The following is a 13,785-nucleotide window of genomic DNA, read 5'->3' as shown; positions in this document are numbered from 1 at the left end:
TATTAATGGTTAGCACCTGGGCGACCACCATTCACAATCGTTTCAATTGCTTCTGGATCATGAGGATTAAAGAATTGACTTGTTTGCTGATCAAGTTTTGTAATTAACTGCATTTCAGTTTCTGACAAAGAAAAATCAAAAACATCAATGTTTTCCTGAATCCGCTTTTGATGAACACTCTTAGGAATAACCACAATTCCACGCTGCATTAGCCACCGGAGGATAACTTGACCAGTCGTTTTGTGGTGTCCTTGTGCAATTTGCTGTAACGTCTTATTAGTAAATATCTGATTCTTGCCTTCCGCAAATGGTGCCCAAGCTTCCACCTGAATATTTTGTCTTTGATTAAAAAGAACGTTTGCTTGCTGCTGATTCCATGGGTTAACTTCTAACTGATTAATCGCTGGTTTTATATTATTAAACAACATTAAGTTCGTAACTTGATCCGGTGAAAAATTAGAAACACCAATTGCCCGTAACTTGCCGGCTTGATAGGATTCTTCCATTGCCCGCCAAGCATTAAAGACATCCCCATATGGCATATGGATCAAATATAAGTCAATATAATCTAGACCTAATTCGGTTAGTGACTGGTCAATGGCTTTTTGTGGTCTTGTTCCTTGGTAATCTTGTATCCACATCTTGGAAGTAACAAAGAACTGATCACGAGGAATGCCACTTTCCCGGATTGCTCGTCCAACCGCTGCTTCATTGCCGTAAGTTGCTGCCGTATCAAATAATCGGTATCCAGCTTTAATTGCTTCTGTCACTGCTTGGTAGCACTCATCCAGATCATCCATTTGAAAAACACCAAAACCAAGTTGAGGAATCGTTACTCCATTATTAAGTTTTACTGTTTGCATTATTAACATCCCTTCACTGCCGATTAAATAAACTTTTCCTACTTAACATCCTTCGGTAGCATACCATCAGGATTCTGGTCTAAGGCGCCAACAATTTCGTGTGCAGTATAAGGCTCATCCAGATATTTAACTTCATCTGGTGACAATTCGACTTCCATCGCTTGAACCGCATCATCTAAGTATTGTTCTTTAGTTGCACCAACGATTGGGGCGGTAACGCCTTTTGCCCATTGCCAAGCTAGCGCAATTTGGGACATTTTAACGTGGTGCTGATCAGCTAACTCGGCAACTCGCTTAATAATTGGCATATCAGCTTGTTTAGCATGATCATACTTAGCACGTTCAGATGTATCAGTTTCGTTTCGTTTGGAACGGCCCTCCCAAGTTGGACGAGTTAAATGACCACTTGCTAGCGGACTATATGGCATCAGCATTACACCATCTTGTTTGCAAATGGGAATCAATTCTCGTTCGTCTTCTCGGTATAAAAGATTGTAGTGATTTTCCATCGCCACAAATTGATGCCAACCATTCTTTTCAGCCACATGTTGCATATTCTGGAATTGATAACCATACATAGCCGAGGCACCAATAGCCCGAACTTTTCCTTCCTTAATTAAATTATCAAGAGCCGCCATCGTCTCCTCAATTGGATGATCATAATCAAAGCGGTGGATGATATATAAATCAAGGTAATCGGTACCCAAACGTTTTAAAGTACCATCAATTTCTCGATTAATTGCCTCCTTAGAAAGACGACCATCATTAAAGTACACCTTACTAGCAAGGACTACTTTATCCCGAGGAATCTGGTGTTTCCTAAGTGAATTACCAATATATTCCTCACTTGTCCCCATTCCATACACATTGGCAGTATCAAAGAAGTTAATTCCCAGATCAAGAGCATGCTGAACCATTTTATCAGTTTGTTCTTCGTCAAGAATCCAACGGTAAGTCTTCATCGCTGGTTTACCGAAACTCATTCCGCCAACCGCAATCTTTGAAATCTTAATATCAGTTTGTGGGATCTTACTATACTTCATCATTGATCACTCCTTTAAATTATTATGGAGCATCAAATTGGAGATGTTAATTACCTATAATTAATGCTTATCTACTCATTTTAGGCATATATCAATTCAGAATAATGTGTAAAAAATAAACTTTACCCTAAATTCTCACTTTTTCACACACCAAAACCACTCAGACGCTTGGTATTGTTGAATTACAGCAATTCGAGGAAGATTAAAAAACACACTAAACAGTAGTGTGAGAAAAAATGGAGAAGTAAGTAACGTCTTTTAACGTAAAATAGCCTGTTATAACGACCAGAATTGCCGTTATAACAGGCTATTAGACTCTATCTAGTGCTGACTAGATAGACGGAGTGATACTGTCCTCGACCTTACAGTTACATGGGATCATTTTGTATGACACCAATTATTGTGTTTCGTAAATACACAGGAATACTAGTTTTTAACTTGATGTTGTTTTAAATATTGAGCAATTTTCAACATTACTTGTTCGGAGTCAGGCGAGTTAGTAACGTCTAACACCATTTGTCCCGCTTCTATTCCTTTAAATACAACATTGATATCATTCAACATTAAAAATACTTTTGCCGATTCTAATGCTGTTCGCTTATTCCCATCCGCAAATATATGCTTTTTAGTAATCTTCTGTAAATAATATGCTGCTTTTAGCCAAATAGTAGGATATGCTTCATGTCCAAAAAATACTTGCTTAGGAGCTTCAACTATACTATTTAGTCCATTAGAATCGAGAACACCCGTCAATCCTTCACCAGCCAAAGTAATTACCTGTCGATTAATTTCAATAATTTCGTCTTCAGTTAGATATTCCATTACTTATCCTTCAAGAAATCTAAAGCTTCACGATCATCATGTAAACTTTTTTCTAATAGTTTAGAGAAATTATCATGGTAATTTGCTTTTTTGACGGCCTTAATTGTTACACTACCATCTTGCTCATTAAAAATTACATTAACGGGATCATCAGCTTTCAAACCTGCGGCATCCATAATATTTTTGTTCAATCTAACAGCATTTGAATTACCCGACTTAAAAACTTTAGTTAATGATTTAAGAGCCATAATTAAAAACTCCTTTCGCATATCGTATATACATTTAAATTATATAGTATATACATTGAAGCGTCCAACGTTTTATTAAAGCTGAGCTAAATTTCCCGATGGTTTATGAGTCCATTTTAAATTCTGATTTGCGTACATAAACTTTGCTCAAAAACTGACGTGACAAGATTCACGTAGAATATTTACACACATAACCTTGCTAAGGAATGGTTACAAGTATAGCTATAACCTCTCTAGTCCCATAAGTAGTTCTATTTGTATGTAAACTTAAACACATAATAAATATATTGAAACAACACTGATATTCATGCGACCTCTTGTATTTTCTTCTAAAAACACTGAGTCATACTATCGTTTCAGTGCGCTTGAAAGTAAACATTCAATAACGACTGCTTACAAATTAATGTGCACAAAACCTATTAAATCAAATTAGTAGATTCAAGCTTTTTCCGATACAAGCCCATGCACACACTTTTTCTATGTACACAGCCGTGGGCATAATATTCTTAAATAAACAAAAGCAATCCTTGATATACCTTCGCAAAACGTTGATATATCAAGGATTAATAAACTTTGTGAGTTTTAATTATGCTGACTAGAGGGCTCGAACCTCCGACCTCCTCATTACTAGTGAGGTGCTCTGCCAACTGAGCTAAGTCAGCATTTAACCAACAAATAATAGTATAGCAGAGCCGCCCCCATCATTGCAAGGGATAATTTAAATTAATTCAGTAAATCAGTTGATTATTACTGCACCAGAAAGGAATTTACGCTGGCCGGTTTATTATCCCCCTAAGCTTTACTGATGAATTTAATTGTTCGCCTATACCTGCCTATTCAGTGAGACCATCTCAAGCAAACTCTGGGCGGTACTGGCCCCCTCGTTCCCCATCTTCAAGCCGGCCCGTTGCATTGCCTGTTCAACATTATCGGTTGTCAGCAACCCAAATGTTATTGGAATTTCCCCTTGCAGGTTTAACTGCATGATTGCACTGGTAACGTTCTGACAAATCAAATCATAGTGGTCCGTATCTCCCTTAATAACAGCACCCAACGTCATAATTCCATCAAAACGGGCACTATTAAGCAGCTTCTTAACAGCAAACGGGATCTCAAAGGCACCTGGAACATGGTAAACATTAATTTGGTCACTTGTCAGGCCGAACTTAATCAAGGCATTAACTGCTCCTTCTTTAAGCTGATGAGTCACGGTACCGTTAAAATCGGCAACAACAATGGCAACCTTCATATCATGCTGGTTAAATTTTCCGCTAATCTCATTCATTTTTCAGGCCTCCAAGTTTAGTATGTGGTGAAACTTTTGTTTTTTTGTCTCAAGATACTTTTGATCGTAACTATTAGGCGCAATCTCCAATGGTAACCGCCGATTAACCCTAATTCCATCTAACTTTAATTGGTTTATTTTATCTGGATTATTCGTAAGCAGGTCTACTTTCTGAACTCCTAGCTCTTTCAACATTTGAGCTGCAACTTCGTAATGGCGTTCATCCGCCTTGAAGCCTAACTGCGTATTTGCTTCAGCCGTATCAAATCCTTGTTCCTGCAGGTGGTAAGCTTTTAACTTATTCCGTAAGCCAATCCCCCGCCCCTCTTGCCGCAAGTACAGGATTATTCCCCGGCCATGTTTTTCAATCTGGCGCATTGCTTCCTGCAACTGCGGGCCACAATCACAACGCAGCGATCCGAGAACATCTCCTGTAAAACACTCAGAATGCAAACGCACCATCACCGGATCGCCACCGCGGATATTTCCTTTTATCAGGGCTAAATTATCCCCAGCAAAGCGGCGAAGCTTAAAGTCACCATATTTTGTTGGTAATTTAATGCTCTCTACCGGTCTACTCACTTCGTTTTTTCGGTATTCCTGCAGCTCCTTGACCGTAACAATCGGTAGACTGTATTCATCTGCCATTTCATGAAGTTCCTTAGAACGCGCCATCTCACCATTCGACTGCAGGATTTCACAAATATACGCTACCGGCTCCTCACCAGCTAATCTAGCAAGATCAACCGCTGCTTCGGTATGTCCATCCCGTGCCAGCACACCATCTTCTTCGGCCACTAACGGGAAAATATGGCCCGGCTTATAAAAGTCTTCATTTTTTGCTGATGGATCAGCCAAATGCGTAATCGTTCGCCACCGGTCAAAGGCAGAAATCCCGGTAGTCGTCGATTTATGGTCAACACTAATCGTAAACGCCGTCCCAAAAGGATCTGTATTATTCGCGGTCATCTGTTGAAGCTGGAGTCGTTGCGCAACTTCTGGCGCCATTGGAACGCACATTAATCCACGTGCATACTTGGTCATAAAGTTAACCTTTTGCGGGGTGGCCCGACTTGCCAAACCGATCATATCGCCTTCAGCCTCACGGTCCTCATCGTCCATTACGATTACTAAGCCACCATTTTTTAGATGGATTAGCGCATCCTGAATCTTCTTAACGTCCATTAGTTTTCCCTCGCTTTCAGATTTGCGATAACATATTTACCCAAGATATCTGTTTCAAGGTTAACCCGGCTGCCCACCTGTAATCCATCAAGATTGGTAATGGTCTGGGTATGCGGGATTAGTCCTACGCTAAATGTATCCTTCGTGACGGTCATAACCGTTAAACTAACTCCATTAATTGCGACGCTTCCCTGTGCTACCACCTGCCCTGCTAAGCGCCTTGGTAAGTTAAACACTAGCTCAATCGCATTTTTGTTTTGCCGGCGACTGATTACTTGGACTACCTCATCAACGTGCCCGGTTACAATGTGTCCCTCTAGACGTAAGCCGACTTGAAGAGAGCGTTCAAGATTAACTAAACTACCCACCCGCCGATCCTTAAAGGTTGTCTTGGCAAACGTTTGTGGCATCAGCGTCACCGTAAATTGACGGTCACTAAAATTCTCAATGGTTAAGCACGTTCCATCGATTGCAATCGAATCGCCTACTTGAGCTTGTGATAAAAAATATGGATTAGTTGGTCCAATCACCAATGTAATTGTTCCTTGCTTCATTTCCATGCTCGTTATCTTTCCCGTTCCACTTACTAAACCACTAAACATCTTGCTTCACCTTACCCTCAATTCTTACATTATTCCCCAGTAATTTCGTATCGACGGTGACCATTTTGGTGGTCGGCGGAATTTGAGCTCTCGCAACCCCCTGTCGCCCAATAAATTGCGGACTCAAGTAAGTGACAAACTCATTAACCAAGTTACTATCGATCACTGCCTGTTGAATGGTTGGTCCGCCCTCAACATACAGTGACTGTAAACCGCGATGGCCACATTCAGTAATCACCATTTCAATCGAACAATCTGCTAAGCATATTACCTCCGCTTTAGTTTCACTTAACGCCCTTGCCAGGTTTGGATTACTTGAAAACACCCATGTCTTTGCTTGTAAATCATGTAGTAACTGTAAATCGGGATGGTCCGCCAGCCTTCCCCGCCGGTCCACAATGATGCGAATAGGCGGAAAGGCAGTTTTAACTTTAACCGTTAATTGCGGATCGTCAGTAATTGCGGTTCCGCTGCCAATAATAATGCCGTGATACCAAGCACGCTCACGATGTACGAAGTCGTATACTTCTTGATTAGTGATTGCCGTCCGTTTGCCTTGACTAATAGCAACCTTACCGTCTAGCGAAATAGCCTGTTTTATCGTTATCCATGGACGATGAGCTCGAAAGTAGTAGTTATAATGAAGGTTAACTTTCATTGCTTGCTCAGTTAATATCCCGGTAGTCACTTTTATTCCATGCTTTTGTAGATACTGAATCCCCTTACCAGTAACTATCGAATGTGGATCAGTTTCCGCAATTACAACGCGTTTAATTCCCGTCTCAACAATTAATTGAGTGCAGGGTGGTTGCTTCCCATAGTGATTGCAGGGTTCCATGGTGACGTAAAGAATTGCGCCTGATAATTGTCCTGTCGGAAGCTTACTAATTGCATCCCGTTCAGCGTGCGGGCCGCCAAACTGTTGAGTATGCCCAACCGATAATAGTTTTTGTCCCTTAACAATAACTGCACCGACGCGAGGATTTTGCCAAGTCTGATAGTCCGCTTTTTGGGCTTGTTCAATTGCTAGGCTCATCCATTTCTCGTCGCTTTCCATTAATTTCCCCCTCCTCCAACAAAAAAGGCCTCAAGGATTTTCCTCAAGGCCAGTTAGGGTAGGATGAAATAGCTTTTTAAAATTAAACCCGGGTAACTAAATTGCTACCTGGGGCTTATATTTTAAATTCGTTAATTACGGTAGAATATCACTACCATCACTTTATTTCTTCTCCCATCCAGACTTTTACTGTCGGTACCAGACTCACACTGGTTCAGCCGTTGACCATAGCGATCAACGGGTCACGGACTTCAAGCTATACCTTGTCACCGTCGGTTGGGGATTTCACCCTGCCCCGAAGAAAATATTATTAACTTTTATAGAAGTATAAATCTTTACCAATTCTTTGTAAAGAGTATTGTTTTTCGTCAATTGATTAACTATATAGCAAATAGTGTTCAATTAATCTTGCCGATAATGCTTTCTTTAATTTTCAGGCGCATATTCTGATCACCCCACCATATGAAATAATAAATGGAGCAGCTCGTAGCAAGTTTTTGTTGGAAGATGAGTTGATAACGAAAATAGCCTGTTATAACGACCATAAATGCCGTTATAACAGGCTATTGAACTCTATCTAGTGCTGACTAGAGGGCTCGAACCTCCGACCTCCTCATTACTAGTGAGGTGCTCTGCCAACTGAGCTAAGTCAGCAATTTACCGACGAATAATAGTATATCAATCCCCGCCTCCAAACGCAAGGGAAAATTAAAAGAAGTGAAGCGCACATCTTGCTCTTCACTTCTTTTGTTCTTCATGTTGGCCAGCACACATTCGGGCCACGCACCGTTTCATCTCATCAACATCCAGGATGCTTTGGGCAAACTCCTTCCGTACCAGCTCATCCGGCAAGTACTCGTCATATTTGTCAAATACTGGTACTTCCTTGGGGTACACCAACTCCAGCGGGTCAAAATCCTTGGCCGCCTCTTCCGCGATGATCTGAAAGAATTCCTCAGCACTAGCGTCCATAGCAAACTCCATGAAATAGGGCCGTACTGAGTTGAAACCACGCAGGTTCAGACGTTTGGCACACTTAATTCGTAGCAGGCGCTCCAGGGCCAGGAAAGCATAGCTCCCAGTCCATGGAAAAAGACACCACATTTTACCGCCAAGGTTAATCAGCTGCTGATCGGGTAGGCCGGCAACGTTAGCGGTATCCCGGGCTTGGGTCAGCCGCGCCCTAGCGTTTCTCATCAGGTAAGGGTACACCTGATCCTCGGCCAGCACCCGCCGCATCCGTTCCAAAATTCTGGGGTGAATGTCCCCCGCCACATCTCCGAAGTAGGCGGGAATCCGGCCCTTGACGCCATGGCAATAAACCTGGTGGCGCTGACGGTCAATGTCCTCGACCACCCAGACCCGGCCAGCAATCGCAATCTTGTCCCCAACCGGTGGCGGCTTAACAATCGTCCCCAGCTCCTCGGATCCAGCATGAACACTGAACTCCTCGTTTTCCTGAAAGACCGCGTAGAACTTAAAGTTATTGACGACGCGCTCACCAGCCATACCGACAATCAGGTTACCACGCTCCGTCTGCTCCAGCTGATCGGTCTTGAGGAGATGGCGTAACAGGATCCGGTAATCATCCTGACTAACATTGTGAAAGTAAGGCAGTGGCAGGACTCGTCCCGCCAACGTGGCCGGAGTCATTTCCCCGTCGCCGGCTAGCGTACTCATCGTCTGATGATAGAGCAGACTGTAGGGTAGGCGGTTCGGTTCTGGCGGCTCAACCCAGCGTTCCTCTAAGTAGAGCTGGACCAAGGCAATCCCCTGTAGCAGGGGCCAGGGAATCAAATCCGGCAGCATTGCCCGCGACTCTGGATGTTCCTCGCGCATCACAAAATGCATCTCGGGTGGATTTCCCCGTCGGCCAGTTCGTCCCATCCGCTGAAGAAAGCCAGAGACGGTAAAGGGAGCATCAATCTGGAAGGCCTGCTCCAGCTTGCCAATATCGATTCCCAGCTCCAGAGTCGCCGTGGCACAGGTCGTCATGTAAGAATCATCATCCTTCATCGCGTCCTCAGCTGTCTGGCGAAGTGCTGGCGATAGGTTTCCGTGATGGATTAGGAACCGATCGGGCTCATGTTTAGCAGCGCTGTAAGAGCGCAGCATCTGACAAACAGCCTCGCACTCCTCCCGGCTATTAGTAAAGACCAGGCTTTTTCTTCCCCGGGTATGTTCGAAGATATAGCCGATTCCGGGATCAGCCAATTCAGGAGCCGTGTCTGTCCTCTCCTCAACTGGGGCCGCCGGGTCGAAGTCCTTACTGGCCGCCTGAGGATCGGTCTGATAAAAATGCTCCATCGACAAGCGCCAGACCTGCCGAGTGTTCTTAACCTTTGGCGCCACGGTCCGGTGACCGCTCCCGGCACCCAGAAACTTTGCCGCCTCCCGAAGATTGCCGATCGTCGCAGACAACCCGATCCGCCGCGGTTTGACCCCGGCCAACCGGCTAAGCCGTTCAATCAGGCAAAATGTTTGTCCTCCGCGATCATTACGCAAAAAGGAATGCAGCTCGTCAATTACCACAAAGCGCAGGCCGTGGAAAAGGTGGGGGATATCCATGTGCTTATTGATCATGAATGATTCCAAGGACTCTGGTGTGATCTGAAGAATGCCAGACGGGTGCTTCAGCATCTTGCGCTTTTGGGTTGCTGCTACGTCACCATGCCAGCGCCAAATTGGGATATCACTCTGCGCGGTCAGGTCGGTCAGCCGGCCATACTGGTCGTTGATCAGGGCTTTGAGTGGCGCGATATAGAGACAGTTGACCGAGTCTTGAACCTTCTCATTATTCAGTTCGGTCAGAATTGGGAAGAAGGCCGCCTCGGTCTTTCCTGCCGCCGTCGAGGCCGACAACAGCACGTTGTGGTCAGTACCGAAGATTTTCTCGGCTGCCGCCACTTGAATGGGCCGCAGCTGCTGCCATCCCTGACGGTAGATGTAGTCCTGGATAAAGGGCGCGTAGTGTGCAAAGACGTCCATCGTTCTCCTCCCTCCTAAATCGTGAATTCCGTATAATCCTTCCCCGACTGACCATTGTCATCGCTGGAATCATCATCTACTCCGCTGAATTGGTCCGAATTCAGGAGGTCACTAACTGTGGTTGTCGGGTTTTGGTAAACAATGTCTAGAAGCTCAATAAAGTCCCGAATCACCTCCCGTGGGGTAATCCTGGTGTCAGCACCAATCCGACCGTACTCAATCTTGATAAACTTAGCCAATTCATCCTCGGTGATCATACGGTCGTAACCATAGAGACGGGCGTGCATGTCGGCTAGCTTTTCGGTCAAAACCAGCATCTCTGTCGCAGTTAGCGGCGCTAGCTCGATCACGGGCGCATACATATCCTGGGCGCCAACGTGGGCAAACTTCCCCGCCGTCAGCCGCGAACGCAGGGCCTCGTAGCTGTAGACACCCCGGCGCCGGTCCTCAATTGCCTGCGGAGTTCCGCACATCAGGATCCCCAGGTACTTAGCCTTCCCTTGAAGGGTGTCATTATACATGGTTAGGATCTTCTCGTAGTTGTACTGACGGCTAATACTGTTGGGAATCTTGTAGATGTTGACCAGTTCATCGATCATGATCACTAGCCCCGCATACCCTGCCTGACGAAAGAAACGGGCAAACAGCTTTAGGTACTCGTACCAGTCGCTGTCATCAATGATAACGTTCACGCCAAGTTCCTGTTTAGCCGCGGTCTTGTGGGTGTACTCGCCACGGAACCACTTGATAACCTTGGCCTTGGTTTCACGATCGTCATCTAGGTAGGCGTGATAGTACATGTTGAGCAGCTTAGCAAAATCAAAGCCGTGGACCAGCTCACTGAGAGAGGTAATGACCGTATCGATCTTCTTGTCAACGGCTACAATGAACCGCGGATCATCCTCATCTATGCTGGTTTCGCTGGCAACTTCCTGGATAACCGTATTGATCCAGCGGTCCAGGATCAGCGTCAGAGCACCTCCTTCCGGCCGAGTCTTCGTTGCTAGGTTCTGGATAAGTTCCCGGTAAGTGGCCAGCCCTTGCCCCTTGGTGCCCTGCAGGCGCCGTTCCGGTGACAGGTCGCCGTCCACAACCACGAAGCCTTTGTCCATCACGTAGTTACGGACCGCCTGAAGAAGGAAGCTCTTTCCCGAACCATAGCGACCGACAATGAAATGAAAGGAAGCGCCACCCTCAGCTACCACACCAAAGTCATGAAGGAGGGCCGCAATCTCATCTTTGCGCCCCACCGTAATGTAGGGCAGGCCGATTCGCGGCACCACGCCGGCTTTTAGTGAGTGGAGAACTGTCTGAGCGATCCGCTTCGGTACCCGCTGTCTTGTCCGTTCCGTCATTTAAATCACTCCTTGTTTAAAAACATGTTCTCAAGGTCCGATCGGTAGTCTTCAATGATTCCCGGGCGATCATCTTTATCAAATTCGATCACATCATCACCGATCAGATTGAAGAGGTCCTCATTAATCTGATCTGCCAAAATAGAGACCATCAAATGCCGCTTCTTCAGGTAGTCTTGCCAGGGCCCACCCGTCAAGAGCGCAGTGAGCAGGTATTGTTCATCCTCATCCAGGTCTGGAGCATCATCCGTATCTAGGTCACCGGTCGGGGCGTCTTGAACCAGTTGCTCCGACACGGTTGGCTGAGCGAGATTGAATTGACCTGGTGTCTCGCTCGAAAGTAATGAATCTTGCGTAACCTGTTGGAAATCAGACTGGTAGGTCGGCACTGTACTCTGAGAACGATTATTGCTTTTTTCCTTAGCCCCATCATTATGCTGGTCCTCAACGATAACCTGCCGTTCCTCATCGGTTAGCAGACTAGCTTGGGTAAGCGCGGCATCCCGGCGAATCTGATCAATATTACCCAGGTCAATGTGTACCTTGGGCCGCCGAGCTTCCTTGAGCTGGTGCTGGTACTCCCGGATCCCCTGGTTAATTGCCGTTAAGATGTTTTCCGGTACCCAGCGTGGCTTCAGGGGGTGACCTAGCTTGAACCGTTGCCGAACCAAACGGTCAACTTCGTGAAGGAAGGCGTTCAGGTTCTGTCGTTCATTGGGTAGGGCTTTGAGAGTAAGACAGTAGTATTGCCGGCCCTTGAAGCGGTACTGACGAATTGAATCAACTGGATATTCAGCCATCTGGTGCTGGGGGTGAAAGTTAAAGACCGCGTTGCCGAAGAAATAGTTGGTCGTCATCTGCTGGCTGGCAATATAGTGATCAAAATACTTAGTTCCCGACTGATCTGGCAGGTTCAGCACCGCTTGCCAGATCACCTTCAACAAGGCTGCAAAATGCTTTGTCGACTTCTGATAAAGCCGACTGTTCTTTAGATAGGTGGCATGCCGTTGGAACACCGCTATCAAGTCGGCGGTATCGTAGTCGGCTGGATGAAGGAGAACATGGTAGTCGTGGTCTGTCGCAATCTCATTTGCAAAGGCCTGGTTGGCTAGGTCATGGTCTAAGTGGTAATAAAGTACGTAATCCTGAAGCCAGCGATTCAAGTAGGTCCGCATCCGCGAGGAAAACTGGTCCGCATACTTATCTCGAAATAACATCAACTTCTGAAAGCCGGTCGTTGGAGAATCCACCCCGATATTATTGAGTAGCTCATAGATATATAAATAAGCGTAAGAATCACTGACTTTGACGAACTCGCCCCGACGCAGTTTGGTGCGCCAAGTGAAGTAAGTCCGCAACTGGGCCAAACTGAGATCATGGTAAGTTGGAAAGTATTTTTTCAACGGCACCAAGTCCGCACAATCATCCGAATAGTTTTCCAGGATCAGGCCCTGCCGGTAAAAATTTTTATCCCGACGCTCACCAGGCAAGAGGGAGTAATCATAGGCCGCCCGGGCCGCCGCAATTTCCTTAGGTACTAACTCCTTCATAGGTGTCAGATGCCGGGAAGTCGGTTTGGGAATCATTTGCGCTTGGTAATAGTCATCATTATCCTTCTCAGGAAGAATCACGTACTGCTGTTGCTGTGATGCAGCCTGGCCAGCGTTTATTGCAGCCTTGAAGGCGTAATCGACGATGTTTGCAACGGCCCGGTCCCCGACAATACTGAGGTTAAAACCAACCCACTGTTTATCACGGTGGAAAAAGGAATCTTGAAATCCTGGCAAATCCCGAATTGCGTCTGCAAAGCTGAAACACTTGGCATCGACTCGGACCGGCTCCTCATCGTTGAGTACCATAAAGGGCGGCATGCCCGCCTTTATGGATAACCCCTGCGTTGGCCCATCGTTGTTCTGATTAGGAAGGGGAACAAAGCGCAGACCGTACCTGTTGCTTACTAATTTTTTAAGTGACTGGTAGTCCATCTCATCACTCCTTCCGTACGTATGTTCTAATTATATCGTGAACCAAAATCAAAGTAAAAAATAATGAAGAAACAAAAAAAGGATATGCATTACGCATATCCTTTCGTAATTAGCGTGGCAACGTCCTATCCTCGCAGGGAGCGATCCCCCAACTACTTTCGGCGTGTTGAAGCTTAACTACTGTGTTCGGCATGGGAACAGGTGTATCCTTCAAGGCATCATCACCACACTACCCTCTTCGGGTGAGAGCTTGTGCTCTCAAAACTAAACAATATCCAATCTCACCAACAAACCTAACCGCTTCTGCTTGGTTAAGTCCTCGACCGATTAGTAATGGTCCGCTCCATGCATC

General features: G+C 45.5%; 11 protein-coding genes, 2 tRNA genes, 1 rRNA gene and 1 riboswitch. All 14 genes read right to left on the bottom strand.

Annotated elements, in window-relative coordinates:
• Positions 1-2: 2 nt before the first annotated feature.
• Positions 3-863: an aldo/keto reductase gene (locus CK797_RS07705; protein ID WP_104689180.1), complete on the bottom strand. Its 861-nt coding sequence runs from the start codon at positions 861-863 to the stop codon at positions 3-5.
• 38 nt (positions 864-901) lie between these two features.
• Entirely contained in the window at positions 902-1,906 is a 1,005-nt protein-coding gene (locus CK797_RS07700; protein ID WP_104689179.1) for an aldo/keto reductase, read from the bottom strand.
• A 426-nt stretch (positions 1,907-2,332) separates the two neighbouring features.
• Positions 2,333-2,728, bottom strand: a complete 396-nt coding sequence (locus CK797_RS07695; protein ID WP_104689178.1) for a type II toxin-antitoxin system death-on-curing family toxin — start codon at positions 2,726-2,728, stop codon at positions 2,333-2,335.
• Complete coding sequence (locus CK797_RS07690; protein WP_225365043.1) at positions 2,728-2,976, bottom strand: AbrB/MazE/SpoVT family DNA-binding domain-containing protein; 249 nt, start codon at positions 2,974-2,976, stop codon at positions 2,728-2,730. The genes CK797_RS07695 and CK797_RS07690 overlap by 1 nt, the downstream gene beginning before the upstream one ends.
• Positions 2,977-3,565: 589 nt before the next feature.
• A tRNA-Thr gene (locus CK797_RS07685) sits at positions 3,566-3,638 on the bottom strand.
• Between the two features lie 161 nt (positions 3,639-3,799).
• Positions 3,800-4,261, bottom strand: a complete 462-nt coding sequence (ribH, locus tag CK797_RS07680; protein ID WP_104689176.1) for a 6,7-dimethyl-8-ribityllumazine synthase — start codon at positions 4,259-4,261, stop codon at positions 3,800-3,802.
• A gap of 3 nt (positions 4,262-4,264) precedes the next feature.
• The gene (gene ribA / locus CK797_RS07675; RefSeq protein ID WP_104689175.1) at positions 4,265-5,446 is read right to left on the bottom strand and encodes a GTP cyclohydrolase II; all 1,182 of its coding nucleotides are present in this window, start codon (positions 5,444-5,446) and stop codon (positions 4,265-4,267) included.
• Positions 5,446-6,048 (bottom strand): riboflavin synthase, encoded by a 603-nt coding sequence (locus CK797_RS07670; protein WP_104689174.1) that lies wholly within the window; start codon positions 6,046-6,048, stop codon positions 5,446-5,448. The genes ribA and CK797_RS07670 overlap by 1 nt, the downstream gene beginning before the upstream one ends.
• Complete coding sequence (ribD, locus tag CK797_RS07665; protein ID WP_104689173.1) at positions 6,041-7,105, bottom strand: bifunctional diaminohydroxyphosphoribosylaminopyrimidine deaminase/5-amino-6-(5-phosphoribosylamino)uracil reductase RibD; 1,065 nt, start codon at positions 7,103-7,105, stop codon at positions 6,041-6,043. Before ribD ends, CK797_RS07670 begins: the two co-directional genes overlap by 8 nt.
• 162 nt (positions 7,106-7,267) lie before the next feature.
• Positions 7,268-7,412, bottom strand: a riboswitch (FMN riboswitch).
• 274 nt (positions 7,413-7,686) lie between these two features.
• Positions 7,687-7,759 (bottom strand) — tRNA-Thr (locus CK797_RS07660).
• Positions 7,760-7,843: 84 nt separating this feature from the next.
• On the bottom strand, positions 7,844-10,093 hold the full coding sequence (locus tag CK797_RS07655) for a DEAD/DEAH box helicase (protein WP_104689172.1): 2,250 nt from the start codon (positions 10,091-10,093) through the stop codon (positions 7,844-7,846).
• Between the two features lie 14 nt (positions 10,094-10,107).
• A complete protein-coding gene (locus CK797_RS07650; protein ID WP_104689171.1) occupies positions 10,108-11,448 on the bottom strand; it encodes an ATP-binding protein in 1,341 nt (446 codons plus the stop codon).
• Between the two features lie 5 nt (positions 11,449-11,453).
• Complete coding sequence (locus tag CK797_RS07645) at positions 11,454-13,433, bottom strand: TerB N-terminal domain-containing protein (RefSeq protein WP_104689170.1); 1,980 nt, start codon at positions 13,431-13,433, stop codon at positions 11,454-11,456.
• 112 nt (positions 13,434-13,545) lie between these two features.
• Positions 13,546-13,662: ribosomal RNA gene (gene rrf, locus CK797_RS07640) — 5S ribosomal RNA — on the bottom strand.
• Positions 13,663-13,785 lie beyond the last annotated feature (123 nt).

The organism is Limosilactobacillus pontis, from assembly GCF_002940945.1.
Classification (GTDB): Bacteria; Bacillota; Bacilli; order Lactobacillales; family Lactobacillaceae; genus Limosilactobacillus; species Limosilactobacillus pontis_A.
This window is presented reverse-complemented; position numbering and strand designations above follow the sequence as displayed.